Source organism: Paenarthrobacter sp. YJN-D (genome assembly GCF_015040335.1).
GTDB lineage: Bacteria > Actinomycetota > Actinomycetes > Actinomycetales > Micrococcaceae > Arthrobacter > Arthrobacter nicotinovorans.
The window spans coordinates 367,153-391,734 of sequence record NZ_CP053549.1 but is presented as its reverse complement, the minus strand read 5'-3'; the positions used below and the strand labels follow the sequence as shown (position 1 = coordinate 391,734).

The following is a 24,582-nucleotide window of genomic DNA, read 5'->3' as shown; positions in this document are numbered from 1 at the left end:
GCCGAAACTTACCCCGCCCCGGCCGGTGACTGACAGTGGCTCGCGGGATACCGGCGTTCGCGAGGTGGCCGGCGGCGGAGCTTATTGATGGCCGTTCGAACTTCAGTTAGCAATACACGAGGAGGCACCTTGTATATGGCAAAAAGCATATTGGATGGCACGGAATGGACCGCAACAGAATTTGCCGGGCTTCTTCCGGAAGAGCAGAATGCCACCCGTCAGGAATTGGCATGCCTTTCTTGTGACGGACGGGCCGTGTTCCGAGCGGGACAGCAGCGTCAGCCGTCGTTCGCAGCCCGGCACCGGCAGGACTGCCGATTGGTTTCCAGGCCTTGGAGCGCCTTTAGATTCCTTGCAGAAGCAGGACGAGGTACCTAGCGTGCCGAACGCATGGTTCCACAGATTGATCACCACACTTCGCCGGCTGTTTCGAGCACTGATGGCGTGTCACGGACACCATGACGAGTTTGAGCCTGGGCTCGAGCAAACCCTATTCGCCTAGATCAATTCAGCTTCGTTGATTTGTGGCGCCAACAGCTTGGGGCTGCCAAGCGGGTTGTCCCGGCCTTCGGTCCCTACCGTCAGCGCGTTCGCCTTTCACAGGGCTTGCACTCGCAGTTTTTCACTGTCCATTGCAGCTAGCCGCTGACCTTGCATAGGCGCTCAACACATTTGTGCACATCGCAAACAAACGAATACGGCTTGAATACAGCCGACAGCCGCAGTCGGTACACCGCCATGGCCTTGAACAGAGCACCCACTCAGGAGCGAGGCCGTGGTTGGTGTCCTTGACGTAGGTTCTCGAAGTCATGTTGCCCTCAGTCCCTCTATCCATGAAGAGGTGTAGGCCAGCCAAGCCCCTGAACCCGCTCCCCCACAACCAAACAGGCGACCCGCGGCGCCAGGCACACCCCGCGGCCCGTGTCAGAGGGACCTGACCGAACAGAATGTACACACATTAAAGCAAAAACCCCCTCTGACGAGGGGGTTTGCTGTGCCCGAGGTGGGACTCGAACCCACACACCTTTCGATACCGCATTTTGAGTGCGGCGCGTCTGCCAATTCCGCCACTCGGGCCCGGAATACTGGGAGTTCAGCTGCTCTCATTCCTGTGAGCAACGCGATCCTTTCCCAGCACGCGAAACTACTCTACATGCAGATAGGCTGATTCAAAGAACCGGACGCGCTGATGCAACAAAACCTGCCATCAAAGAGTCCACACTAAGATGGACATGAACCCGCCGAACCTTTTCAAGGAGATCCCGTGACCGAACAGACGGAGTCCACGTCTACAGCCCAGCCGGCCCGACGCGTTGTCGTAGCCGAGGATGAAACCCTCATCCGCTTGGACATTATCGAGATCCTGAAGGGCGAAGGGTATGACGTCGTAGGCGAGGCGGACAACGGCGAGAAGGCCGTGCAGCTGGCTGAGGAACTCAAGCCCGACCTTGTCCTCATGGATGTGAAGATGCCCGTCATGGATGGCATCTCGGCAGCCGAGAAGATCGTCAAGGCCCGCATTGCTCCCGTCGTCCTGCTGACCGCGTTCAGCCAGAAGGAATTGGTGGAGCGCGCCCGCGACGCCGGCGCAATGGCTTACGTCGTCAAGCCGTTCTCCCCCGCGGACCTGATTCCGGCCATTGAGATCGCCCTCTCGCGCCACGAGGAAATCAAGGCCCTGGAAAACGAGGTGTCCGACCTCCAGGAGCAGTTCGCCACGCGCAAGCTTGTAGAGCGCGCCAAGAGCCTCCTGACCACCAAGATGGGCCTGACGGAACCGGAAGCTTTCCGCTGGATCCAGAAGACCTCCATGGACCGCCGCCTCAGCATGCGTGAGGTTGCCGAGACCATCATCAACCAGGTCAACTAACTAAACGCAACGCACGGCCGCGTACCTCGCATGAGGTGCGCGGCCGCCGTCGTACTCACCACGGATTAAAGAAACCCAAGACAAAACACAGCCGGCCCCGCCAAATGGCGGGGCCGGCTGTGTCAAAGCTGAGGCTTAGTTCTTGGCCTTGGACTTCTTTTCGGGCCAAGGACCAACAGGTTCCTTACGCGAACCGTCGTCGGTCTTGGAGGTGTCGGCGAGGTCGCCTACCTTGTGGACCTTCAGCGAGTTCGTGGAACCGGCCTGTCCTGGAGGGGAACCGGCTGCGATGACAACCAGGTCGCCTTCGTCCACGAGATCCATTTCCAACAGGCTCTTGTCCACCTGTGCGGTCATCTCGTCGGTGTGGCCCACGGAGGGAACCAGTACCGGCTGGATGCCCCAGGTGAGGGCCAGCTGGTTCCAGACGTGCTCCACCGGCGTGAACGCGAAGACCGGCTTGACCGGGCGGAGGCGCGAAAGGCGGCGTGCCGAGTCACCGGACTGGGTGAAAGTACAGATGTACTTTGCATCCAGCTGGTCGGCAATTTCGACGGCGGCACGGGTGATGGCGCCACCGCGGGTCTTGGGCTTGGTACCCAGCGGGGGTACGCGCTCAAGGCCGTGGACTTCGGTGGACTCGATGATCCGTGCCATGACCTTGACGGTCTCGATGGGGTACTGGCCCACGGAGGTTTCGCCGGAGAGCATGACCGCGTCGGCGCCGTCGAGAACTGCGTTGGCGCAGTCGGAAGCCTCGGCGCGGGTCGGACGCGGGTTGTCGATCATGGATTCGAGGACCTGGGTGGCCACGATGACCGGCTTGGCCCAGCGGCGTGCCAGTTCGATGGCACGCTTCTGGACGATCGGCACCTCTTCGAGCGGCAGTTCGACGCCGAGGTCGCCACGGGCAACCATGATGGCGTCGAACGCGTCGATGATTTCGTGGAGCTGCTCCACGGCCTGCGGCTTTTCGATCTTGGCGATTACCGGTACGCGGCGGCCTTCTTCGTCCATGATCTCGTGGACGCGCTTGATGTCGGAGGCATCACGCACGAACGAGAGGGCGATGAGGTCAGCACCGCGCTTGAGGGCCCAACGGAGGTCGTCCTCGTCCTTTTCGCTCAACGCCGGAACGTTGACGGCAACACCGGGAAGGTTGATGCCCTTGTTGTTGGACACCTTGCCGCCGACGGTGACCGTGGCGACAACCTTGACGTCGTCAACTTCGATGGCGCGCAGCGCCACCTTGCCGTCGTCGATCAACAGTGCGTCGCCGACGTTGACGTCCTCGGTGAGGCTCTTGAGCGTGGTGGAGCAGATGTCCTTGGTGCCGGGAACGTCTTCAGTGGTGATGGTGAAGGTGTCGCCGACAGCCAGCTCGTGCGGGCCGTCAACAAAACGTCCAAGGCGGATCTTGGGTCCCTGGAGGTCGGCCATGATGGCCACGGGCTTGCCCAACTGGGCCGCAGCCTTGCGGACGTTCTCGTAGGTGTTGTCGTGCACGGAGTAGTCGCCGTGGCTCATGTTCATGCGAGCAACGTCGACGCCGGCCTCCAGCACCGCGAGGGTGTTGTCGAAGCTGGAGATAGCCGGGCCGAAAGTTGCCACAATTTTCGCGCGTCTCATATACCTACCCTAAGTAGTTCATGCTGATTGAGTAAAAGATCAGTTCCTGCCGGCGCTATAAGACCGCTATCGCCCGGTCGGTGGGGGCGACCGGTGCCGGGAGAATGGTGCTTCCCATCAGGAACCTGTCCACTGCGGCCGCGCACGCACGGCCTTCCGCAATGGCCCACACAATCAGTGACTGGCCACGTCCGGCATCGCCGGCAACAAATACTCCCTCGGTATTTGTCATGTAGTAGCCGTCGCGGGCTACGTTGCCCCGACCGTCGAATTCTGCACTGACCTGCTCGGTGATACCTGCCGGCTCAGCGCCGGTAAAGCCGAGGCTCAGGAACACCAGGTCAGCCGGAATAATCCGCTCCGTGCCTGCCTTGGGCAGTCGCTTGCCGTCCACGAACTCGGTTTCGGCAACCTTGACGCCGGTGAGCTTGCCATTTTCACCAACGAACTCAACGGTGGACGCAAGGTACGTACGCTCGCCGCCTTCTTCGTGGGCGCTGGCCATCTCGAACAAAGTGGGGAACGTCGGCCACGGCTGGTGGGCTGCGCGTTCCGACGGCGGCTGCTTGCCGATCGCCAGCGTCGTCACCGACGCTGCCTGGTGGCGGTGGGCGGTTCCGATGCAGTCAGCACCGGTATCGCCACCACCGAGAATGACAACGTGCTTGCCGCGGGCGTCGATGTGGTTCTCCGGGGTCTCCCCCGCCACTACGCGGTTGGCCGGCACGAGGTAATCCATGGCGAAGTGCACGCCTTCAAGCTCGCGGCCCGGGATCGGCAGGTCGCGCGGGACGGTAGCCCCGGTGGCGACAACGACGGCGTCGTAACGGCGGCGCAGCTGCTCCCAGGTGACATCCGTTCCGACGGCGACGCCGGTCCGGAAGCGTGTGCCTTCGGCCTTCATCTGCTCAAGGCGGCGGTCGACCTGTTCCTTCTCCATTTTGAAGTCGGGGATGCCGTACCGGAGCAGGCCACCGATCTTGTCGTCGCGTTCGTACACGGCAACGGTGTGGCCAACACGCGTCAGCTGCTGCGCCACGGCCAGGCCGGCGGGGCCGGAACCGACGACGGCGACCGTCTTGCCGGTGAGGCGCGTCGGCGGAAGGGGCTGGACCCAGTCGTTGTCGAACGCCTGGTCGATGATGGAAACCTCGACCTGCTTGATGGTCACGGCAGGCTGGTTGATGCCCAGCACACAGGACGCTTCACAGGGTGCAGGACACAGGCGGCCGGTGAACTCCGGGAAATTGTTCGTGGCGTGAAGGCGCTCAATCGCTTCCTCACCCTTGTCCCGCCAAACGAGGTCGTTCCATTCCGGAATCAGGTTGCCCAGCGGGCAGCCCTGGTGGCAGAAGGGAACACCGCAGTCCATGCAGCGCCCGGCCTGGCTCTTCAGGACGCCCTTCTCCTGGGCTTCGTACACTTCTTTCCAGTCCATGATGCGGACGGGAACGGGACGGCGTGGCTGCGTCTCGCGCTGCCGGACTTTCAGAAATCCGCGTGGATCAGCCACCGGTTACCTCCAGGATTCGAGACCATACTTCTTCGCCATCAGGGTCCAGGCCCTCTTCGATGGCGTCGAGACGGGTTTGCAGGACTGCGGCGTAATCGCGCGGCAGTACTTTGGTGATGCGGGCGGCAGTGTCGTCGAAGTTTTCGAGCAGACGGCCGGCCAGGACGGATTCGGTTTCCTCAACGTGCTTGGTGAGCAGGCCGTGGACAATGTCACGATCCTCAGCGTCGAGCTCCAGGAGCTGGAGTTCACCCGTGTCCAGGGCGAGCTTGTTGACGCGCTCAGGCTGCAGGTCCAGCACGTAGGCGGTACCACCGGACATGCCGGCGCCGAAGTTGCGGCCGGTACGGCCGATGATCAGCGTCTGGCCACCGGTCATGTATTCACAACCGTGGTCGCCAATGCCTTCGACGACGGCGGTGGCACCGGAGTTGCGGACCAGGAACCGTTCGCCGACCTGGCCACGCAGGAACATCTCGCCGCTGGTCGCACCGTAGCCGATGACGTTGCCGGCGATGACGTTGCGTTCCGCCTGGAAGACGTTGGTACGGTCCGGGCGGACAATGATGCGCCCACCGGAAAGTCCCTTGCCCACGTAGTCGTTGGAGTCTCCGAACATGCGCAGCGTGATGCCGGCAGGCAGGAAAGCACCCAGTGACTGGCCCGCGGTGCCATTGAGCGTGATGTCGATGGTGTCCGTCGCCAGTACATCGGTACCGAACGTCTTGGTCACCACGTGGCCGAGCATCGTGCCCACGGAACGGTCCGTGTTGATGACGTCCAAGGTGATCTTGACAGGCATGCGGTCGCTGAGAGCTTCCTGGGCCATGGTGATCAGGCGCTGGTCGAAGTGCTTGTCCAGCTCGTGGTTCTGGCCGGTCATGTTGCGCAGCGGCACGTCGTCGTCGAACTCGAGACCGTGCAGGATCGGGTCCAGGTCCAGGCCTTCGGCCTTCCAGTGGTCGATGGCCTCCCGGGTGTCCAGCATCTCGGCGTGGCCAATGGCCTCTTCGAGGCTGCGGAAGCCAAGCCCGGCAAGGATTTCACGGACTTCTTCAGCGAGGAACTCAAAGAAGTTGACCACGAACTCGGGCTTGCCATTGAACCGGGACCGAAGTTCAGGGTTCTGCGTGGCAACACCCACGGGGCAGGTGTCCAGGTGGCAGACACGCATCATGATGCAGCCGGAAACCACCAGCGGAGCAGTCGCGAAACCATACTCCTCGCCACCCAGCAGGGCAGCAATGACGACGTCGCGGCCGGTCTTGAGCTGACCGTCCACCTGTACCACCACGCGGTCGCGGAGGCCGTTAAGCATGAGGGTCTGCTGGGTCTCGGCCAGTCCGAGTTCCCACGGCACGCCCGCGTGCTTGAGCGAGTTCAGCGGCGAGGCGCCGGTACCGCCGTCGTGACCTGAAACAAGCACGACGTCGGCCTTGGCCTTCGTGACGCCGGACGCCACAGTGCCGATCCCGACTTCCGAAACCAGCTTCACGTGCACCCGGGCCGAAGGGTTGGCGCGCTTGGCATCGTAGATGAGCTGCGCGAGGTCTTCGATCGAGTAGATGTCGTGGTGCGGGGGCGGGGAAATCAGCCCGACGCCGGGAGTGGAGTGACGGGTCCGGGCTACCCAGGGGTAGACCTTCTGCGCCATCAACTGGCCACCTTCGCCGGGCTTGGCGCCCTGTGCCATCTTGATCTGGATGTCGTCGGCGTTGGTGAGGTAGAGGCTGGTGACTCCGAATCGGCCTGAAGCGATCTGCTTGATGGCAGAACGGCGTTCCGGATCCAGCAGGCGGTCCACGTCCTCGCCGCCTTCGCCCGTGTTGGACTTGGCGCCCAGACGGTTCATGGCGATGGCCAGTGTCTCGTGCGCTTCCTTGGAGATGGAGCCGTAGCTCATCGCACCAGTGGAGAAACGCTTCACGATGCTGGAAACGGACTCCACTTCTTCCAGCGGCACAGGCGGACGGACGCCGTCCTTGAACTTGAGGAGCCCACGCAGGGTCATCAGGTTCTCGGACTGGTCGTCAACGCCCTTTGTGTAGGACTTGAAGATGTCGTAGCGGCGTTCGCGGGTAGCGTGCTGCAGGCGGAACACCGTCTCCGGGTTGAAGAGGTGCGGTTCCCCGTCGCGGCGCCACTGGTACTCGCCGCCGCCGAGCAACGGCTGGTGCGGGTGCTCGATGCCACCTTCGGGGTACGCCATCTGATGGCGTGCCGAAACCTCCGCGGCGATGACATCCAGGCCAACGCCACCGAGCTGGGAGTGTGTGCCGGAGAAGAATTCGTCCACGAGTTCCTGGGACAAGCCCAGCGCTTCGAAGGTCTGGGCACCCGTGTAGGAAGCCACAGTGGAGATGCCCATCTTGGACATGATCTTCAGGACACCCTTGCCCAGGCCCTTGATGAGGTTGTAGACGCCGTCTTCCGGGGTCACGCCCGTCACGTCACCGTTGGAGATCAGCTGTTCCACCGATTCCATGGCCAGGTACGGGTTGACAGCGGAGGCTCCATAACCGATGAGCACGGCAACGTGGTGCGTCTCGCGGACGTCACCGGCTTCGACAACCAGGGCGGTCTTGGTGCGGTTGGCGCTGCGAAGCAGGTGGTGGTGGACCGCGCTGACCAGCAGGAGCGAGGGAATCGGTGCCCACTGGGCGTTCGAGTCGCGGTCGGACAGCACCACGTACTGGACGCCACGGTTGATCGCGCCGGATACCTGCTCGCAGATCTCCGTCAGGCGGGCACGGAGTGCCGCTTCCCCACCCTCGGGGCGGTAAAGGCCACGAACCTTCATGGCGATGCGGTCGCCGTCGGGGCTTTCAATGTTCGCGATCTTGGCGAGCTGGTCGTTATTGATCACGGGGAACGGCAGCGAGATCTGCGGTTGGCGGACTTGCTTGCCGTCCAGGAGGTTGCCGTTGGGACCGATGGCGCACTTCAGGGAAGTCACCAATTCTTCGCGGATGGCATCCAGCGGCGGGTTGGTGACCTGGGCGAAGGACTGCACAAAGTAGTCGAACAGCAGACGCGGCCGCTTGGACAGCACAGCTACCGGCGTGTCCGAACCCATGGCGCCCAGGGGCTCGGCACCGGTGCGGGCCATCGGTCCAAGCAGGATCTTCAACTCTTCAGTGGTGTAGCCGAAGGTACGCTGGCGGATGTTCACCGATGCTGCCGTGTGGAGCACGTGCTCACGCTCGGGAAGCTCGTTGATATCGATCAGGTTGTCCTTGAGCCACTCGGCCCAGGGGTTGGCAGCAGCTACCTCGGCCTTGACCTCGGCGTCGTCAATGATGCGGCCGGCTTCAGTGTCCACCAGGAACATCTTGCCGGGAGCAACGCGACCCTTCTTCACCACGTTGGAGGGCTCGACCTCGATCACGCCAACTTCGGAGGCGAAGATGATCAGGCCGTCTTCGGTGATCCAGTAGCGTCCCGGTCGCAGGCCGTTGCGGTCCAGCGTGGCGCCAACGAGGCTGCCATCGGTGAAGGACACTGCAGCGGGACCATCCCACGGCTCCATGAGGAGGGAGTGGTACTCGTAGAAGGCACGGCGTGCCGGATCCATGGTGGCGTGGTTCTCCCACGCCTCCGGGATCATCATCATGATGGAGTGCGTGATGGGGCGCCCTGAGAGCCACAGCAGCTCGGCTACCTCATCGAAGGAGGCGGAGTCAGAGGCACCCGGGGTGCAGATCGGGTACAGCTCTTCCGGGACCGAGCCCAGCAAGGGGCTGGCCAGCTGCGACTGGCGGGCACGCATCCAGTTCCGGTTGCCCTTGACTGTGTTGATCTCACCGTTGTGCGCGATAGTGCGGAACGGCTGTGCCAGCGGCCAGGACGGGAACGTGTTGGTGGAGAAGCGCGAGTGGACGATGGCCAGCTTGGTCTTGAAGCGCTTGTCCGAAAGATCGGGGTAGAACGGCTCCAGCTGGGCCGTTGTCAGCATGCCCTTGTACACGATGGTGCGCGAGGACAGCGAGGGGAAGTACACGCCGAACTTGTTCTGGGCGCGCTTGCGGATCCGCCAGGCGCGGGAGTCCAGCTCGTTGTGTTCAAGCTGCTCACCGTTGGCAGAGGCGAAGAACGGCTGGGAGAAGTAGGGCATGCATGCCCGTGCCATGGCTCCCACGAGGTCCGCGACCACAGGAACCTCACGCCAGCCGAGGACTGTAAGGCCTTCGTCGGCGGCAAGTGCCTCGATGCCGGCTTTCGCTGTCGCAGCTTCGCGGGCTTCAGCCGGAAGGAACGCGGTACCCACCACGTACTGTCCGGGTGCCGGCAGTTCAAATTCGGTGACGGCGCGGAAGAACTCGTCGGGGATCTGCATCAGCAGGCCCGCTCCGTCGCCGGTTCCTTCGTCGGCGCCCACGGCGCCGCGGTGTTCGAGATTGCGGAGGGCGGTCAGTGCCGCTTCCACGATGTCGTATCCCGGTTCCCCGCGGAGCGTGGCAATGATAGCCAGGCCGCAGGCGTCCTTCTCCTTATCAGGGTTGTAAAGACCCTGGGCCTCCGGGAGCGCAGCAAAACGCTTGAACGGAGACATGGCACCCTGCGGTTCGATATTTTCGGACCAACCGGGGTTATGAAGATGGGTCATGGGAGACGTCCTTCCTCGAGATCGTGCGTATGGAAGGGACAACGTTGGCCCCACCTTGCCTGCCCTGTGACGGGCACAACAAAGCGCTAGTTATTGGAATTGTAGGCCAGTCGATCCAGCGCAACGAACAGTTACGCAGACCTCTGGCCCCGGCTTGACCAGTGAACATCGGTATGCTGCGATCCGGTTTCCGGGGTGCCACGACGCTGTGGACTGGGCCCTACGAGCGGTGACTCTGTTGCCCCTTTACCTTCGGCGACTACTTGGTGTCGTCAGCCCCAGGCGAGGATCCGGATGTTTTCCTGGCGGCGGTGGCATCAGATGACGGCTCCGTTGTGGACGTGGTGTCCTGGACGGTCTTCACTGATGCATCCCGCGGCCCGTCGACGTTGCCCGGATCACTTTGGTTATCTGGGAGATTATCACGCGAACCACTATCCGAGACAGGTGCGTCCACATCATGACTGGTGACGCTCGTCACCGTAGCGGGGTCCTTGATGGCCTCTTTTTCCGGCTCGCGCCCTGGCAGATAAGGAGTGTCCGGCACAGGTCGGCCGCGCCGGGCGAGCACCAGGAAGATGACCAAGGCCGCGATGAAGACAAAGATGCTGGTCCACACATTGAGACGGGTCGTGATTCCGAAGAGGGTGATCTGCTCGGCGTCGTCGATGCGGAGGGCTTCGATCCATACGCGGCCCAGCGTGTAGTACATGGCGTAGAGCCAGAACAGCCGGCCCCAGCGGAAGGCGAATTTCTTGTCCAGCACCAGGAGGAGCGCTACGCCGGCGAGGTTCCACAGCATCTCGTAGAGGAACGTCGGGTGGAAGAGGGTTCCGGCGGCCATATCGGGCGGGAAGTTCGCGTTGGAAGGATCGATCTCCAGGCCCCATGGCAAAGTGGTGGGCGCGCCGAAAAGTTCCTGGTTGAACCAGTTCCCCAGTCGTCCTATGGCCTGTGCAAGAAGCAGGCCAGGTGCAGCGGCGTCCAGGAAGGCCGTCAGCCGGACACCGGCACGACGGCATCCGATCCATGCGCCCACGACGCCGAGGACCACCGCGCCCCAGATGCCCAGCCCGCCGCGCTGGATCTGGGGAATCAGCGAGAGGTCGCCGGTGCCGTCGAAGCCCGGGCCAAAGTAGGCATCGGGCGAAGAGAGGACGTGGTACAGGCGACCGCCGATAATTCCGAATGGAATCGCCCAGATGGCGATGTCCCACAGGCTGCCTTCGGGCGCGCCGCGCTGCTTCCACCGGGCAGACGTCAGCCAAAGGCCAACAATGATGCCCGCCAGGATGCACAAGGCGTAGGCGTGGATACGCAACGTCCCCCACGGCAGCGGAATGTCGAAACCGGACCAGGATGGGCTCGGGATACTCAAGGGGACCATTGCCGCTGCGTGGAGGACCGTCTGCATGCGCTTCGCTGTTTCCTTTTCTAGGCTTCTGCAGCTGCGCGGCCCAAGCCGGCGCTGAGGTTCTTGGTGAGTTGCCCGACGGCGTCCACCCCGCCATCGCGGAGGGCTGCCACCAGGGCGGTGCCTACGATGACACCGTCGGCATAGGCAGCAATTTCACGGACATGGTCGGGACTGGAGACACCCAGGCCTACACATACCCGATCCGCACCGGCTGCGTGGGCACGGGCCACCACCTCTTCGGCAGCGCTGCTGACGGAGGTGCGGGCTCCGGTGACACCCATGATCGAAACAGCGTAGACAAAACCGCGGCTGGCCTTGACCGTCATGTCCAGACGTTCAGGAGTGGACGACGGGGCCACGAGGAACACCCTGTCCAAGCCGTACCTGTCCGAGGCCTCGAACCATTCTGCAGCCTCATCGGGGACGAGGTCGGGAGTAATGAGACCTGCTCCCCCGGCTTCTGCCAGACGGCGCGAGAACTCGTCCACGCCCATGCGCATGACCGGGTTCCAGTACGTCATCACCAGGACGGCGGCATCCGTAACTGCGGTAATCCCTGCAACGACTTCGAAGACGTCGGCTACGCGGAAACCGTTCGAAATCGCTTCGGTAGTGGCCGCCTGGATGACAGGACCGTCCATCACGGGATCGGAGTACGGGATTCCGATCTCAATGAGATCGGCGCCGTTCCGGGCAAGCGCGATGCCGGCCTCGATGCTTTCCTTGACCGTGGGGTAGCCGGCGGGCAGGTAACCCACCAAAGCGGCGCGACCCTCGGCCCTGGCCTTGTCAATGGCCGCAGCGGACTTGCTGGCTGTTGATTCGTTCATCAGTTCTGGTCCTCGTTGTCATCCGCGGATGCTTCAGAGGCTCGCTCTGAAGGGCCCTTGGGCTTACGGGTGGACAGGGTGGTCCCCTTGACGTGCCCCTCGTCATCCAACATGTTGAACCATGCGGCGGCGGTTTCCACGTCCTTGTCGCCTCGCCCGGACAAGTTCACGATGATAGTGACTTCCGAGGGATCTTCCTTGCCTTCCGTGAGGCGGTGGCCGATCTTGATGGCACCGGCCAGGGCATGCGAGGACTCGATGGCGGGGATGATGCCCTCTGTCCGGCAGAGCAGGCTGAAGGCGTCCATGGCTTCGGTGTCCGTGACGGCCTCGTAGGTGACGCGGCCGATGTCGGCGAGGTATGAGTGCTCGGGGCCAACGCTGGGGTAGTCAAGACCTGCAGAGATTGAGTGCGACTCGATGGTCTGGCCGTCTTCGTCCTGCATGAGGTAGGAACGGGCGCCGTGCAGCACACCCGGCCGGCCAAGGGAGATGGCCGCAGCGTGACGGCCGGTTTCCACACCCTCGCCACCGGCTTCAAAGCCGTAGATCTTCACGGAAGCATCATCGAGGAATGCGTGGAACAAGCCGATGGCGTTGGAACCGCCACCGATGCACGCACAGATGGCATCAGGAAGCTTGCCCGTCTGCTCCAGGATCTGGCTGCGCGCCTCTTCGCCGATGACCTCGTGGAAGTAGCGGACCATGGCCGGGAACGGGTGCGCTCCGGCGGCAGTACCCAGGAGGTAGTGCGTGTCCTCGACGTTGGAGACCCAATCGCGTAGGGCGTCGTTGATGGCGTCCTTGAGTGTCTGCGAACCGTTGGTCACGGGCACGACTGTGGCACCAAGAAGCTGCATGCGGGCGACGTTGAGTGCCTGGCGGCGGCAGTCTTCGGCACCCATGTAGACCACGCACTCAAGTCCCAGCAGCGCTGCAGCCGTGGCACTTGCGACGCCGTGCTGTCCGGCTCCGGTTTCGGCAATGACGCGGGTCTTGCCCATCCGCTTCGCCAGGAGCGCCTGGCCCAGGACGTTGTTGATCTTGTGGGAACCAGTGTGGTTGAGGTCCTCACGCTTGAGGAAGATGCGGGCGCCACCGGCATGCGCCGAGAAGCGCTTGGCCTCGGTCAACAGCGAAGGCCTGCCCGAGTAGTTCTTGTTGAGGTCCTTCAGCTCGGCGATGAAATCGGGATCGGCCTTGGCTTTTTCGAAGGTGTCCTGGACTTCATCCAAGGCGGCAATGAGAGACTCCGGCATCCAGCGTCCGCCGTAGCTGCCGAAGTAGGGTCCCGATGCGTTGCGCAGCGAAGGGCCACCTTGCAGGAATGCGTCTGCCGCATTCTCTTCTGAGCCGGCTGTTGGCGCGTCGACCATCAGTCTCACCGTCCTGTTCCAGTTAGTTCTTTGGGTAGTTCCACGTGCCACAAGGCAGCCACGGGCTGGTGCCCGGGCTGCCTCATGACTGCTCGCCGTAATTCAGTAACTGCCTCAGTTCCTGACGGCGATGGCGGCAGCTCCTGCTGCCTTGAATTCGGTAATTCGTTCACGCGGGGTTGAATCGCTGACCAGCGCTTCGCCCACCAGGATGGCATTGGCGCCATTGGCTGCGTAATGCGCGACGTCGTCGGCACCCCTGACGCCAGACTCCGCGACCACGACTGCCCCGGCCGGAATCAAACCGGCCAGCGAACCGAAAACCGAGCGGTCGACGTCGAGCGTCTTCAAATTGCGCACGTTGATGCCGATGATCCTGGCGCCGGCCGCAACCGCCCGCTCGATCTCTTCTTCGGTATGGGTCTCCACGAGCACGCTCATGCCCAGTTCATGGCTCAAGGCACTAAACCGGACGAGTTCGGCGTCGGTCAGCGCTGCGACGATGAGCAGGATGAGGTCGGCACCGTGGGCACGGGCTTCCCAGATCTGGTACTCGTCAACTGTGAAGTCCTTGCGGAGCAACGGCGTTTCGACGGCGGCACGCACGGCATCGAGGTCGGCCAGCGAGCCGCCGAAGCGGCGCTGTTCGGTCAGCACGCTGATGACGGAGGCGCCGCCGTCCGCGTACTGCACTGCGAGCGACGCGGGGTCTGCGATGGAAGCGAGGTCGCCCTTCGACGGACTGCGGCGCTTGATCTCTGCGATGACTTTGAGGTCGTTGCGGTCGGATGCGGGTCCGCCCAGGGCTGCCCAAGCATCCCGTGCAGGTGCAGCACCGGCCACGCGGTCCTTTAGCTCCTCAAGGGACACCTGAGCCCGGCGGGCCTCCATGTCCTCCTTGACGCCAACGATGATGTCATCAAGAACGGTCACGATTAGTGGCCGTTGTTCTGCAGCTTGCTGCCGCCCACTCCGTAGCCCGCCTTGCGCATAACCAGGCCAACAATCAGGCCGATAACCATGACAACCAGGCCGCCGACGAAGATCGGGGTGCTGGCGATGACGAAAGCGATGGAGGAAATCAAGGCACCAACCAGCATGACAATCACGCAGGTCCAGGCAGCCGGGCTGTTTCCGTGACCGATGGCGTCAGCGTGGCTGGCCATGGTGGATTCAGTTTGGTTTGCGGACACTGTGGTTTTGCTCATGTGAAATCTCCTCAGGATGAATACTGCTTACATTCTGCCATTTATTGACGTCAGCCGGGGACATGGACCGACGTCCGGGGCAACGGTGGCGGCAAAGTCGCAATGAAGCTGCGCGAAACCCGCTCCCGGCTGCCTACGTAGGGTCCTCGCCGCGCGACAGGCTGTCCCAGCTGTCGATCTCATCCACCGGTTCGCCGTCATTCCTGACGGCATTGGTGTCGTACTTGGTGCGGGTCTTCCAGTAACGCCCGGCCACCGGCAAGCCCACCGCAACCACTGCCAGCAGCGCGCCGGCAACTATGGCTACTACGGGGAAGGCCGTCGCAGCGACACTCGCCTGTCCACCCGCAAGGCCCGTCGCAGCTGCAATGGCACCCTGCGCTGCGCCGAGCGGATCAGTCAGCACGGTAGTGGCCGCCAGGATGATCCCTACCGCGGACAAAGCAATGATGACCGCAATGATCCAGCGTGCCACCTTGCCTGCAATGGATGCCGCCAGGCCACCGGCCAGGGCCACCAGGGCCAGAGCCGTGACTGCGGTAGCAGCCTTGTTTCCGGGAACCTGGAGGTTGCTGCTGGATACACCGGAGGGGTCAAGCTGCACTTCAATCCAGGTCTGGGTGGTGGTTCCGAAGACAGCGAGGGCCAGCACGACCGCGGTGAGCACGAGTGTGGATTTACGGGCCCAGCGGGGTGAAGTCCTGGCGGGAAGTGCGGATGCGGCGGCGCTCACGAGGCAGGCGTCCCGTCGTCGGGAACTTCGGCCCGGCCGGCGTCCACCGCAATGTTCTGCAACGAGCCTGCGGTGTGCACGGCGCGAAGCGGCGCAGCTGCCTTGTTTACCGTTTCAAGCGCTTCCGAAGGCTTGTGCGAATCGGCCACGATTCCACCGCCGGCCTGCACATAGGCGCGGCCCTCACGGAGCAGTGCCGAACGGATGGCAATGGCCATGTCCATGTCACCGGCGAAGTCCAGGTAGCCCACCACGCCACCGTAGATGCCGCGGCGGTGCGGTTCGAGTTCATCGAGGAGCCGCAGCGCACGGGGCTTCGGGGCGCCGGACAACGTACCTGCCGGGAAGGTTGCCCTGAGGACGTCGTATGCCTTGGCGTGAGGAGCAAGCTGCCCCACCACAGTGGAAACGAGGTGCATGATGTGGCTGAAGCGCTCCACTTCCATGAACTGGGTGACATCGACTGTCCCGGCCACGCACACTTTGGAAAGGTCGTTACGGGACAAGTCCACCAGCATCAGGTGTTCCGCGCGTTCCTTCTGGTCCGCGAGCAACTCTGTAGCCAAGGCTTTGTCGGCCTCTACGGTCTTCCCGCGGGGACGTGAACCGGCGATGGGGTGCGTGATGACTTCCTCACCGGTCACCGTCACCAACGCTTCCGGCGAGGACCCGACAATCGAGTACTCGCGGCCGTCTGCATCTTCGAGGCTGAAGAGGTACATGTAGGGGCTCGGGTTGGTGTTGCGCAGAACGCGGTAGACATCCAGGGGATCTACGGCGCATTCCATCTCGAAGCGGCGCGAAATCACCACCTGGAACACTTCGCCGTCAACAATCGCTTCCTTGCCACGGTCGATGGCTTCCAGGTACTTCGCTTCCTCCCAGCGTTCCTGCACGCTTGAGGCAAAGTCCAGGGCTGCCGTGTCCAAAACGGAAACAGGCTGGGGAACGGGCGTGCTGATCTGGTCCAGGAGCGCTTGCACTCGGGCCACGGCATCGTGCCAGGCATCATCGACGCGTTCGCTGCTGCCGTCGAAGTTGATGGCATTGGCAATGAGCAGGACAGTGCCGTCGACGTTGTCATGAACCGCCATGTCGGTGACCAGGTTCAGCGCCATCTCCGGCAACTGCAGGTCGTCCTCGGGCGGAGAGGTCAGGCGTTCCCAGTGGCGCACGGATTCCCAGCCAAGGAAGCCGACCAGGCCGGAGGTGAAGGGCGGAAGGCCCTCGAAACGATCGGTCTGCAGTGCGGCAATCGTGTCGCGGACGGCCTCCACCGGGTTCCCGGAAACTGGCACGCCGACGGGCGGCTCACCGATCCAGTGTGCCTGGCCGTCCTTGGTGGTCAAGGTTGCGCGGGACTTTGAACCGATGAACGAATAACGCGACCAGGCCCCGCCTACTGCTGCTGATTCCAGGAGGAAGGAGCCGGGCTGTCCCTTGGCGAGCTTCCGGTAAAGGCCAATGGGGGTTTCTGCATCGGCCAGGACTTTAAGCCGCACGGGGATGACACGGCTGTGGACGGCGAGTTCCCGGAACTCTTCCAGGCCCGGGCTGATGATTCCAAGGTCCTGCATGGCTATTGTTCTCCGCCTTTTGGTATGAGGTGGTGCGTCAGTGGTAAGTGCTGGGTGCCTTAGTCGCGGTAGCCCGTAACGACTGTAAAGTCGCGACCGTCGAAGCAGGTCCGGGTTCCGGTGTGGCAGGCTGCGCCGATCTGGTCCACGCGGATCAGGAGGGCATCGCCGTCGCAATCAAGGGCGACGGACTTCACGAACTGTACGTGTCCGGAAGTGTCGCCCTTACGCCAGTATTCCTGGCGGGAGCGGGAGTAGAACGTGACGCGCCCGGTGGTCATGGTGCGGTGCAGTGCCTCGTCATCCATCCATCCGAGCATGAGGACCTCGTTGGTGTCGTGCTGCTGCACAATAGCAGCAACCAGGCCGGCGGAATCGCGCTTGAGAGCGTCCGCGATCTCCTGCGGCAACGGACCCGCGGGGTCGCTGGAAAGCTCCACGGCGGGAGAGGGGCTGGGGGCGGACTGCTCTGACATCAGATCAAGTCTAGTGCCTTTGACGGGACTGGCGGTTCTGCGGCGGTTCCACTGCGCAAGAGCGCTCCGATCGTGCTAGTTTCACAAGTGATGCATTTCGTCGATCCCTCCCGAGAAGTACTGGCCGAAACCCTGCTGGCGGCCGGGCCTGACTCCCCCACGCTCTGCGAAGGCTGGCGGACCCGTGACCTTGCCGCGCATTTGTACTTGCGGGAGCGGAAAATCGCTGTCGGTCTTGGCCTGTTGATTCCCAGTCTTGGCAAGGCATCGGAAAAAGCCACCTCCAAGCTGGCCTCCCAGCTGAAGACCACGGACGCGTACGCGGACCTCGTCAAGACGTTCCGCTCCGGGCCTCCCGCTTTCTCTCCTTTGAAGATCAAGGCGCTGGACGAGACCTCCAACCTCATCGAGTACTTCGTGCACACCGAGGATATCCGCCGCGCCGGCGACAGGTGGGCGCCGAGGGCACTGGACGAAGCCTATTCGGATGCACTCTGGAATGACCTCATCAAGCGTGCAGCGTTCCTGTACCGCGGCGTGGACCTTGGCATCGTCCTTGTCAGGCCCACGGGGCCGCGGCATGTGGCCAAGCGCGCACCCGTGTCCGTCGCCATCGTTGGCGAGCCGGGCGAGCTTCTCATGCACGCCCACGGCCGCACCAACCAGGCCCTGGTCACCTTCGAAGGCCAGCCGGACGCCGTCGCGCTCTTGCAGTCAGCGGACATCGGCCTGTAACCAAGCAACGCGGGGTCGCTGATGGCCCATCCCGCAAGGGATGATGGCCATCAGCGACCCCGCGTTTGCGTTGCCTAGCGGACTTCGAAGCCGGCCTCGCGGATCGCGGCCTTGACCTGAGCGATCATGTCATTCGGACCGAAGTGGAACACCGAGGCGGCCAGCACAGCGTCAGCCCCAGCCTGTACAGCGGGCGGGAAGTGCTCCGGGGCACCGGCACCGCCCGAGGCGATAATCGGGATATTCACGGCTGCCCGAACCAAACGGATCAGCTCAAGGTCGAAGCCGTCCTTGGTGCCGTCGGCGTCAATGGAGTTGAGCAGGATCTCCCCCACTCCCCTGTCCGCGGCTTCCTTCGCCCAGGCAATGGCATCGATTCCGGTACCGGTCCGGCCGCCGTGCGTGGTGACTTCAAACCCGGACGACGTCGGGGCGTCGCCTTCCCGGGTCCGGCGCGCGTCGACGGAGAGCACCAGGACCTGGGAGCCGAAGTGGCGGGTAATTTCATCGATGACATCGGGCCTGGCGACGGCGGCTGTGTTGATGGACGCCTTGTCCGCACCAAAGCGCAGGAGCTTGTCCACCTCGGCCACCCCGCGGACGCCACCACCCACGGTGAGGGGAATAAACACTTCCTCTGCGGTGCGGCGAACGACGTCGAACGTTGTTTCGCGGTTCCCTGACGACGCCGTGACGTCCAGGAACGTCAGTTCGTCTGCCCCGCCGTTGTCGTACCGGTGGGCGAGTTCCACAGGGTCTCCGGCGTCGCGAAGGCCTTCAAAGTTGACACCCTTGACGACGCGGCCGGCGTCCACGTCCAGGCATGGAATGACGCGTACGGCTACAGCCATGTGCTGCTCCTCAGTTCTGCTGGGCTCTAGTCGGTCAGTGTGGGTCAGATCCGGCAGGCGTGGATGCTGCTGACCAGGATGGCGCGCGCGCCGAGGTCGTAAAGCTCATCCATGATGCGGTTGGTTTCCTTCTTGGGGACCATGGACCGCACGGCTACCCACTCGGAATCGCGAAGCGGCGAGACCGTGGGCGATTCAAGTCCGGGAGTCAGCGCCGCGGCGTCTTCCACGAGGTCCTTGCGGATGTCGTAGTCCATGAGCACGTACTGGCGCGCAACCAGAACGCCTTGAAGGCGGCGGATGAGGATGTCGATTTCCTTCGCGGTCCCGTTGGCTGCGCCAGCGGAGCCCGTACGACGGATCAGGACGGCTTCGGACTTCAGGATGGGGTCGCCGAAGATCTCCATGCCGGCGGCCTTGAGGGTATTGCCGGTTTCCACGACATCGGCAATGGCGTCGGCCACGCCCAAGCGGACGGATGATTCCACGGCCCCATCGAGACGGACCACTGTGGCGTTGACGCCGCGTTCAGCGAGGTAGTCACGCAGGAGGCCGTCATAGCTTGTGGCCAGCCGCTTGCCTTCAAGCTGCTCGACGCCGGTGAAGTCACCAACAGGGCCGGCGAAACGGAAAGTCGAAGGCGCGAAGCCCAAGGGCAGCAACTCTTCGGCTTCCACCTTCGCGTCAAGCAGGAGGTCCCTGCCGGTGATGCCGACGTCCAGGGTTCCCTGGCCTACATAGACGGCGATGTCACGGGGACGGAGGAAGAAGAACTCAATGTCGTTGTCAGGATCAACCATCACCAGTTCGCGGGAGTCGCGGCGCTGGCGGTAGCCGGCCTCGGAGAGCATTGCCGAGGCGGCTTCGGACAGGGATCCCTTGTTGGGGACTGCTACACGGAGCATTGGGAGAGACTTTCTTTTTGGAATGGAGGTTTCAGGCACATCGGCCACGCGGCTGACTCCGCTTGCAAAGCGTGCGGAGGGGCGTGGCTAGAGATGCTTGTAAACGTCTTCCAGGCTGAGGCCCTTGGCGAGCATGAGGACCTGCAGGTGGTACAGCAGCTGGGAGATTTCCTCAGCAGCGGCCTCGTCCGATTCGTACTCCGCGGCCATCCAGACTTCGGCGGCCTCTTCGACCACCTTCTTGCCGATGCCGTGGATTCCGGAGTCCAGCTCGGCTACCGTGCGCGAGCCTGCCGGACGGGTCGCTGCTTTCTCACTCAGTTCTGCGAACAGCGTCTCGAAATTCTTCACGCCCTCCAGACTACTTGCTCCGGGCCCGGCGCCGCTTGTTGGGGCGTTGCATGACGAAGGGGATGTGAGTGAACACACACTCACATCCCCTCCGTTCGCGCTGGAATCAGCTGTATTGCTTGAGCGTCACAGCGGTGGCCAGGGCAGCGGTGACCGCCTCGTGGCCCTTATCCTCCTGGGAACCCGGGAGGCCGGCCCGGTCAAGGCCCTGTTGTTCCGTATCGCAGGTGAGTACGCCGAAGCCGACCGGCACGCCGGTGCGGACGCTGACATCGGTGAGTCCCGACGTCGCGGCCTGGCAAACGTAGTCAAAGTGCGGGGTTCCGCCACGGATAACAACGCCCAGGGCCACGACGGCGTCAAAGTGCGGTGCCAGCCGGGCGGCTGCAACCGGCAATTCAAAACTGCCCGGAACCCGCACCAGGGTGGGTTCGGCGATGCCTGCTTCCTTCGCGGCACGCAGGGCACCATCCACCAGGCCGTCCATGATCTGGGTGTGCCAGCTCGCGGCCACGATGGCGAGCTTGAGCTGCGAGGTTTCTTCAGGGTTGAGGGTAGTGAGGTCGATTGTGGGCGCGCCGTGTCCGCTCATGGTGTGCTGGGGATCCGTTCAGTCTTGGTTGCTGTTTGAGGTTTGGGGTGAAGCTGTCTTCTTGCCGTTGCTGACCGGCTCGACGTCGAGCGTCAGCCGGTGGTCCATACGGTCCTTCTTGGTTTGCAGGTACCGAAGGTTCTGCTCCCGGGACGGCACCTCCGTAGGCACCATCTCCACGACAGTCACCCCGGCTTTGTCCAGACGGTGCTGTTTGTCCGGGTTGTTGCTCAACAGCCGGACTTCGTTGAGACCCATTTCGGCAAGGATCTGACCCGCTGCGCTGTAGGAACGGGCATCGACCGGCAGGCCCAGTTGCTCGTTGGCCTCGACAGTGTCAAAACCGGCTTCCTGCAGGGCGTAGGCCTTGATCTTGTTGGCGAGTCCGATGCCGCGCCCTTCCTGTCCACGCAGGTAGAGCAGCGTGCCGCCTTCCCTGTGGATGAGCTCCAGGGCGAAGGCAAGCTGTTCACCGCAATCGCAGCGGTAGGAACCGAACACATCTCCGGTCAGGCATTCAGAGTGCAGCCTGACCAAGGGTGCCTGGCCGCCCTTGGGCGGATTGGGCGAGCTGACCGCGAGATGTTCGACCCCCGTGACATGATCCGTCCACGCCTGCGCCACAAATTCACCAAAGGCCGTCGGCAACTGGACGATCGGTCCCCCGCTTACGGGGTGCGGACCGGGCTCCGTGTGCTCACTGCTGCGTGTTGTCGATGCGGTCATCGCTTCTCCTCGTCTACCCGTGAAATCTGCGCCGCCCGGGACTCCGTCGCCTCAACATACGACACCAGATCCTCGATGGAGATGAGGGGGCATCCATGTTCAGCGGCGAACCCGCGCAGGCTGTCCAAGCGCATCATTTCACCGTCGTCATGTACCAACTCTGCGATTACACCCACCGGGGCGAGCCCGGCCAGGCGACACAAGTCCACGGCAGCTTCCGTGTGTCCCGGACGTTCTCGCACTCCCCCCTTAACGGCCCGAAGCGGAAAAATATGCCCGGGGCGGGTGAGTGACGCCGGAGTGCTGCTCGGGTCCGCCAGGATCCGGGCCGTCAGGGCCCGGTCCGTGGCAGAAATACCCGTGCTGACTCCTACCGCAGCGTCACAGGAAACAGTATAGGCAGTACCCTTAGCATCTTCGTTGATTTCGACCATCGGGGGCAGAATCAGCGCGTCGGCCCGCTGGCCTTCCAACGGAACACAGATGACGCCGGAGGAATATCGGATGGTCCAACCCATCAGGGCCGGGGTGGCATGTTCAGCGGCAAAAATGATGTCGCCTTCGTTTTCCCTGTCCTCGTTGTCCACCACAATGACGGCCCGCCCGGCCGCCATGGCTGCGATGGCGGATTCCACGGAGTCCAGGCCCGGACGCTGCGACGTCGCCGGTTGCGGGGTCGTGGGGGCGCTCATCGGGTGCCCTCCTGCCGCGGAGCGAACGACAGAAGCCGTTCGGTGTATTTTGCCAGGACATCCACTTCCAGGTTGACGTGCCCGCCAACCGGTTTCGCTCCCAGGCCCGTCTCCTCCAGCGTGGTGGGGATGAGGCCGACTTCGAACCACGCGTCCTTTTCGGAAGCCGCGCTGACGGCGGTCACCGTGAGCGATACCCCGTCGACGGCGATGGAACCTTTTTCGGCGATGTAGCGTGCCAGCGGGGCGGGGACGCCGAACCGCAAGCGGTCCCAGTTACCCAGCGCTTCGCGCTCGAGCAGCTCCCCCACGCCGTCAACATGGCCTTGCACGACGTGGCCATCCAGCCGTCCGCCGGCAGGAACACACCGTTCCAGGTTCACGGTGTCGCCCGCAGCCAATTCCCCGATGGTGGTGCGCGTCAGGGTCTCGCCCATGACATCGACGCTGAAGTCCTGTCCATCAATGCGGGTGGCCGTGAGGCAGACACCGTTGACGGCAATGGAGCCGCCCAACGGCAGGTCCCCGGTAGTGGTGGGGGCCTTCAAGCGCAGCGTTGCGCTGGCATCGCCGTCATGCTCGATACCCAGGACAGTGCCTTGTTCTGCAACGATTCCGGTAAACATCAGTGTCCTCCTGTGACATATTCCGCGGCGTCACTGCGTGAAACCATATTCTTCTGCGGAATCGAATTCTTAGTGGTGTTGGCAGCACGTCCGGCCGGACGGAGATGGAGCCGCAGGTCGTTGCCGAGGGTCCGTACCGGACCCCCTGATGCCTCGTCCCACGCCCAGTGCTGGGCTTCGGCGAGCGTGCCGATACCCAAGTCGTTCAGCGCCGGAGTGCCGGACCCCAGCAGGGTCGGCGCCAGGTAGACAATCAACTCGTCCACCAACTCCGCCGCAAGGAAGGTACTCAGAATGCTCGAACCCCCTTCGACCATCACATGCCGGACACCCTCTTCGAAGAGCATGCCCAGGGCCTCTGCTGGATCCCGGGTTGGCAGATGCCTGAAGCGGCCGTCGGTTCCCCGTACCGCTGCCCCCTCCGGGACATCCCGCAGGCCCATGACTGCCCGAACGGGCTGGCGTTGGGAAAGTTCACCGTCAGGAGTGCGCGCCGTCAGCCGGGGGTTGTCGATGAGCACGGTTCCGGTCCCTACGAGGATCGCGTCGATCAGGCGCCGCAAGGCGTGGTTGTCTGCCAGCGACTCTGCGCTGGAGATCCACTGGCTGGTGCCGTCAACCGCAGCGATCCGGCTGTCCAGGGTCTGTGCAATATGCAAGGTGACGAACGGGCGTTTGGCGGCAACGGCGTCGAACCATTCCCGGTTCAAGTCCAGGGATTCGTCGTAGCCGAGCCCGGACGTGACATCAATTCCTGCCGCGCGCAGCGTCTTGGCACCGCCGGCGGCGGGGTCGTGCGGATCGTCGACGGCGTAGATCACCTTTGCGATGCCGGCTGCAATGATCGCCTGGGCACAGGGACCTGTCCGGCCTACATGGTTGCAAGGCTCCAGGGTGACCACCATGGTGGTGCCCTTGGTGTCGATTCCCTGGCGCCGGGCTTCGGAGATGGCGTCGGCCTCCGCATGGTCCGTTCCGGCACCGCGATGGTAGCCGGTGGCAAGTTGCTCGCCTTCCGCGCCGAGGATCACTGCACCAACCAGCGGATTCGCTCCTCGCGGGCCAGCCAGGGCGGCGGTGAGAGCTGCGTCCATGGCGGCCTTTTCAGTAGCCGAAAACTCAACGGCCTGCGCGCTCATCGCACGGCTCCTGCCGGCGCCGGAATTGGTTGAACAGCGCCACGCTCACGCTTTTCGGCCCGCCACCACACGAAGAATCCGGTCAGGGTAAAGAACCCGTAGAACAGGTACATCACAGCACTGGCGTAATAGCCGGCACTGAACAGCAGAGGCACGCCCACGATGTCCACGGCAACCCAGATCAACCAGAATTCAGTCCATCCCCGGGCCATGCCGTAAGTGGCCAGGAGGGAGCCCATGAAGGTCCAGGCATCTGCCCACACAGGCGGGTAGGAGCCGAGGGCGTCAAACAGGGGCGTCAGGGCCGCAGTACCGGCTACCATCGCGCCGATCAGAACCAGGCGCACCTTGTTACCGGCCCAGCCGGGGACCACGGCCCGGCCCTGGGTGCTCGACTGCCGGCCTTGACGCCACCGGTACCAGCCATAAAGTGCAACGGCGATGAACATCACCTGCCGGCCGGCCTGTCCCCAGAGGGTTGCGGGCGCAGCAGCACCGAATACGTTGCCGAGGAACACGGTGAGCAAAAGGATGTTGCCGATGATTCCTACCGGCCAAGCCCAGACTTTCCGGCGCATTCCGCCGAGGGCGCTGAGTAACCCAAAGATGTTTCCAAGCACTTCGCGTAAGACAAGAGCAGATCCTCCAACGGGGATCTGTGCTTCGAAGAGCCATCGCAGAAAATCCATGTCGTTCCTTCCCAGTAAGCCGCGATGACTCCGGGGGTGTA

General features: G+C 63.2%; 23 protein-coding genes and 1 tRNA gene. 3 read left to right on the top strand and 21 right to left on the bottom strand.

The annotated features are described in order from the left end of the window. Nucleotides 1–87 precede the first annotated feature (87 nt). On the top strand, nucleotides 88–378 hold the full coding sequence (locus HMI60_RS21225) for a competence protein CoiA family protein (protein ID WP_144027612.1): 291 nt from the start codon (nucleotides 88–90) through the stop codon (nucleotides 376–378). A gap of 617 nt (nucleotides 379–995) precedes the next feature. Here HMI60_RS21225 and HMI60_RS01835 read toward each other — a convergent pair. After that, a tRNA-Leu gene (locus HMI60_RS01835) sits at nucleotides 996–1,077 on the bottom strand. Nucleotides 1,078–1,264: 187 nt separating this feature from the next. Between HMI60_RS01835 and HMI60_RS01830 the strand changes: the two genes are divergently transcribed. After that, nucleotides 1,265–1,870, top strand: coding sequence for an ANTAR domain-containing response regulator (locus tag HMI60_RS01830; RefSeq protein ID WP_011774540.1), 606 nt, complete (start codon nucleotides 1,265–1,267; stop codon nucleotides 1,868–1,870). 135 nt (nucleotides 1,871–2,005) lie between these two features. Here HMI60_RS01830 and pyk read toward each other — a convergent pair whose 3' ends face one another. The 11 genes from pyk to hisI all read right to left on the bottom strand — a co-directional run bounded on the left by pyk (nucleotide 2,006) and on the right by hisI (nucleotide 17,235). Next, nucleotides 2,006–3,499, bottom strand: coding sequence for a pyruvate kinase (gene pyk, locus HMI60_RS01825; RefSeq protein WP_035733916.1), 1,494 nt, complete (start codon nucleotides 3,497–3,499; stop codon nucleotides 2,006–2,008). Nucleotides 3,500–3,554: 55 nt separating this feature from the next. Next, nucleotides 3,555–5,012: a glutamate synthase subunit beta gene (locus HMI60_RS01820; RefSeq protein WP_018778625.1), complete on the bottom strand. Its 1,458-nt coding sequence runs from the start codon at nucleotides 5,010–5,012 to the stop codon at nucleotides 3,555–3,557. Then, nucleotides 5,005–9,618: a glutamate synthase large subunit gene (gene gltB, locus HMI60_RS01815; RefSeq protein ID WP_193590435.1), complete on the bottom strand. Its 4,614-nt coding sequence runs from the start codon at nucleotides 9,616–9,618 to the stop codon at nucleotides 5,005–5,007. The genes HMI60_RS01820 and gltB overlap by 8 nt, the downstream gene beginning before the upstream one ends. Nucleotides 9,619–9,877: 259 nt before the next feature. Next, nucleotides 9,878–11,032, bottom strand: coding sequence for a prolipoprotein diacylglyceryl transferase (gene lgt / locus HMI60_RS01810; protein ID WP_193590434.1), 1,155 nt, complete (start codon nucleotides 11,030–11,032; stop codon nucleotides 9,878–9,880). A gap of 20 nt (nucleotides 11,033–11,052) precedes the next feature. Next, the gene (gene trpA, locus HMI60_RS01805; RefSeq protein WP_018778628.1) at nucleotides 11,053–11,865 is read right to left on the bottom strand and encodes a tryptophan synthase subunit alpha; all 813 of its coding nucleotides are present in this window, start codon (nucleotides 11,863–11,865) and stop codon (nucleotides 11,053–11,055) included. Beyond that, nucleotides 11,865–13,241, bottom strand: coding sequence for a tryptophan synthase subunit beta (gene trpB, locus HMI60_RS01800; RefSeq protein ID WP_039240824.1), 1,377 nt, complete (start codon nucleotides 13,239–13,241; stop codon nucleotides 11,865–11,867). Before trpB ends, trpA begins: the two co-directional genes overlap by 1 nt. A gap of 114 nt (nucleotides 13,242–13,355) precedes the next feature. Then, the gene (trpC, locus tag HMI60_RS01795) at nucleotides 13,356–14,174 is read right to left on the bottom strand and encodes an indole-3-glycerol phosphate synthase TrpC (protein ID WP_193590433.1); all 819 of its coding nucleotides are present in this window, start codon (nucleotides 14,172–14,174) and stop codon (nucleotides 13,356–13,358) included. Nucleotides 14,175–14,176: 2 nt separating this feature from the next. Next, nucleotides 14,177–14,449, bottom strand: coding sequence for an HGxxPAAW family protein (locus tag HMI60_RS01790; RefSeq protein WP_018778631.1), 273 nt, complete (start codon nucleotides 14,447–14,449; stop codon nucleotides 14,177–14,179). A gap of 133 nt (nucleotides 14,450–14,582) precedes the next feature. Continuing rightward, nucleotides 14,583–15,182 carry a Trp biosynthesis-associated membrane protein gene (locus HMI60_RS01785; RefSeq protein ID WP_193590432.1) on the bottom strand — a complete coding sequence of 200 codons (600 nt, stop codon included), beginning with the start codon at nucleotides 15,180–15,182 and terminating at the stop codon, nucleotides 14,583–14,585. Then, complete coding sequence (locus HMI60_RS01780; RefSeq protein ID WP_193590431.1) at nucleotides 15,179–16,759, bottom strand: anthranilate synthase component I; 1,581 nt, start codon at nucleotides 16,757–16,759, stop codon at nucleotides 15,179–15,181. The genes HMI60_RS01785 and HMI60_RS01780 overlap by 4 nt, the downstream gene beginning before the upstream one ends. Before the next feature lie 59 nt (nucleotides 16,760–16,818). Next, complete coding sequence (hisI, locus tag HMI60_RS01775; protein ID WP_064722915.1) at nucleotides 16,819–17,235, bottom strand: phosphoribosyl-AMP cyclohydrolase; 417 nt, start codon at nucleotides 17,233–17,235, stop codon at nucleotides 16,819–16,821. A gap of 90 nt (nucleotides 17,236–17,325) precedes the next feature. Here hisI and HMI60_RS01770 point away from each other — a divergent pair, with 90 nt between their 5' ends. Then, nucleotides 17,326–17,970 carry a TIGR03085 family metal-binding protein gene (locus HMI60_RS01770; protein WP_018778635.1) on the top strand — a complete coding sequence of 215 codons (645 nt, stop codon included), beginning with the start codon at nucleotides 17,326–17,328 and terminating at the stop codon, nucleotides 17,968–17,970. Between the two features lie 74 nt (nucleotides 17,971–18,044). Here the strand turns inward: HMI60_RS01770 and hisF are convergent, their stop codons facing one another. The 9 genes from hisF to pnuC all read right to left on the bottom strand — a co-directional run bounded on the left by hisF (nucleotide 18,045) and on the right by pnuC (nucleotide 24,541). Next, nucleotides 18,045–18,821: an imidazole glycerol phosphate synthase subunit HisF gene (gene hisF, locus HMI60_RS01765; protein ID WP_193590430.1), complete on the bottom strand. Its 777-nt coding sequence runs from the start codon at nucleotides 18,819–18,821 to the stop codon at nucleotides 18,045–18,047. Between the two features lie 44 nt (nucleotides 18,822–18,865). Further along, on the bottom strand, nucleotides 18,866–19,726 hold the full coding sequence (gene hisG, locus HMI60_RS01760; RefSeq protein WP_018778637.1) for an ATP phosphoribosyltransferase: 861 nt from the start codon (nucleotides 19,724–19,726) through the stop codon (nucleotides 18,866–18,868). 87 nt (nucleotides 19,727–19,813) lie between these two features. After that, complete coding sequence (locus HMI60_RS01755) at nucleotides 19,814–20,077, bottom strand: phosphoribosyl-ATP diphosphatase (protein ID WP_018778638.1); 264 nt, start codon at nucleotides 20,075–20,077, stop codon at nucleotides 19,814–19,816. A 106-nt stretch (nucleotides 20,078–20,183) separates the two neighbouring features. Further along, entirely contained in the window at nucleotides 20,184–20,669 is a 486-nt protein-coding gene (ribH, locus tag HMI60_RS01750; RefSeq protein ID WP_018778639.1) for a 6,7-dimethyl-8-ribityllumazine synthase, read from the bottom strand. An 18-nt stretch (nucleotides 20,670–20,687) separates the two neighbouring features. Beyond that, nucleotides 20,688–21,395, bottom strand: coding sequence for a GTP cyclohydrolase II (gene ribA / locus HMI60_RS01745; protein ID WP_039240819.1), 708 nt, complete (start codon nucleotides 21,393–21,395; stop codon nucleotides 20,688–20,690). Then, the gene (ribB, locus tag HMI60_RS01740) at nucleotides 21,392–22,087 is read right to left on the bottom strand and encodes a 3,4-dihydroxy-2-butanone-4-phosphate synthase (protein ID WP_079581330.1); all 696 of its coding nucleotides are present in this window, start codon (nucleotides 22,085–22,087) and stop codon (nucleotides 21,392–21,394) included. The genes ribA and ribB overlap by 4 nt, the downstream gene beginning before the upstream one ends. After that, a complete protein-coding gene (locus HMI60_RS01735; protein WP_039240817.1) occupies nucleotides 22,084–22,713 on the bottom strand; it encodes a riboflavin synthase in 630 nt (209 codons plus the stop codon). The genes ribB and HMI60_RS01735 overlap by 4 nt, the downstream gene beginning before the upstream one ends. Then, on the bottom strand, nucleotides 22,713–23,852 hold the full coding sequence (ribD, locus tag HMI60_RS01730) for a bifunctional diaminohydroxyphosphoribosylaminopyrimidine deaminase/5-amino-6-(5-phosphoribosylamino)uracil reductase RibD (protein ID WP_193590429.1): 1,140 nt from the start codon (nucleotides 23,850–23,852) through the stop codon (nucleotides 22,713–22,715). Before ribD ends, HMI60_RS01735 begins: the two co-directional genes overlap by 1 nt. Continuing rightward, the gene (gene pnuC / locus HMI60_RS01725) at nucleotides 23,849–24,541 is read right to left on the bottom strand and encodes a nicotinamide riboside transporter PnuC (protein ID WP_193590428.1); all 693 of its coding nucleotides are present in this window, start codon (nucleotides 24,539–24,541) and stop codon (nucleotides 23,849–23,851) included. The genes ribD and pnuC overlap by 4 nt, the downstream gene beginning before the upstream one ends. Nucleotides 24,542–24,582 lie beyond the last annotated feature (41 nt).

What these genes read in the sequence shown, in the direction of transcription:
- trpB (WP_039240824.1), bottom strand. Translation starts at nt 13,241, where the DNA reads ATGGTCGACGCGCCAACAGCCGGCTCAGAAGAGAATGCGGCAGACGCA.
- HMI60_RS01790 (WP_018778631.1), bottom strand. Translation starts at nt 14,449, where the DNA reads ATGAGCAAAACCACAGTGTCCGCAAACCAAACTGAATCCACCATGGCC.
- ribD (WP_193590429.1), bottom strand. Translation starts at nt 23,852, where the DNA reads ATGAGCGCGCAGGCCGTTGAGTTTTCGGCTACTGAAAAGGCCGCCATG.
- hisF (WP_193590430.1), bottom strand. Translation starts at nt 18,821, where the DNA reads ATGGCTGTAGCCGTACGCGTCATTCCATGCCTGGACGTGGACGCCGGC.
- HMI60_RS01780 (WP_193590431.1), bottom strand. Translation starts at nt 16,759, where the DNA reads ATGCAGGACCTTGGAATCATCAGCCCGGGCCTGGAAGAGTTCCGGGAA.
- ribA (WP_039240819.1), bottom strand. Translation starts at nt 21,395, where the DNA reads ATGACCGCATCGACAACACGCAGCAGTGAGCACACGGAGCCCGGTCCG.
- trpA (WP_018778628.1), bottom strand. Translation starts at nt 11,865, where the DNA reads ATGAACGAATCAACAGCCAGCAAGTCCGCTGCGGCCATTGACAAGGCC.
- ribH (WP_018778639.1), bottom strand. Translation starts at nt 20,669, where the DNA reads ATGAGCGGACACGGCGCGCCCACAATCGACCTCACTACCCTCAACCCT.
- ribB (WP_079581330.1), bottom strand. Translation starts at nt 22,087, where the DNA reads ATGAGCGCCCCCACGACCCCGCAACCGGCGACGTCGCAGCGTCCGGGC.
- HMI60_RS01770 (WP_018778635.1), top strand. Translation starts at nt 17,326, where the DNA reads ATGCATTTCGTCGATCCCTCCCGAGAAGTACTGGCCGAAACCCTGCTG.
- pyk (WP_035733916.1), bottom strand. Translation starts at nt 3,499, where the DNA reads ATGAGACGCGCGAAAATTGTGGCAACTTTCGGCCCGGCTATCTCCAGC.
- pnuC (WP_193590428.1), bottom strand. Translation starts at nt 24,541, where the DNA reads ATGGATTTTCTGCGATGGCTCTTCGAAGCACAGATCCCCGTTGGAGGA.
- gltB (WP_193590435.1), bottom strand. Translation starts at nt 9,618, where the DNA reads ATGACCCATCTTCATAACCCCGGTTGGTCCGAAAATATCGAACCGCAG.
- hisG (WP_018778637.1), bottom strand. Translation starts at nt 19,726, where the DNA reads ATGCTCCGTGTAGCAGTCCCCAACAAGGGATCCCTGTCCGAAGCCGCC.
- HMI60_RS21225 (WP_144027612.1), top strand. Translation starts at nt 88, where the DNA reads ATGGCCGTTCGAACTTCAGTTAGCAATACACGAGGAGGCACCTTGTAT.
- HMI60_RS01735 (WP_039240817.1), bottom strand. Translation starts at nt 22,713, where the DNA reads ATGTTTACCGGAATCGTTGCAGAACAAGGCACTGTCCTGGGTATCGAG.
- hisI (WP_064722915.1), bottom strand. Translation starts at nt 17,235, where the DNA reads ATGTCAGAGCAGTCCGCCCCCAGCCCCTCTCCCGCCGTGGAGCTTTCC.
- lgt (WP_193590434.1), bottom strand. Translation starts at nt 11,032, where the DNA reads ATGCAGACGGTCCTCCACGCAGCGGCAATGGTCCCCTTGAGTATCCCG.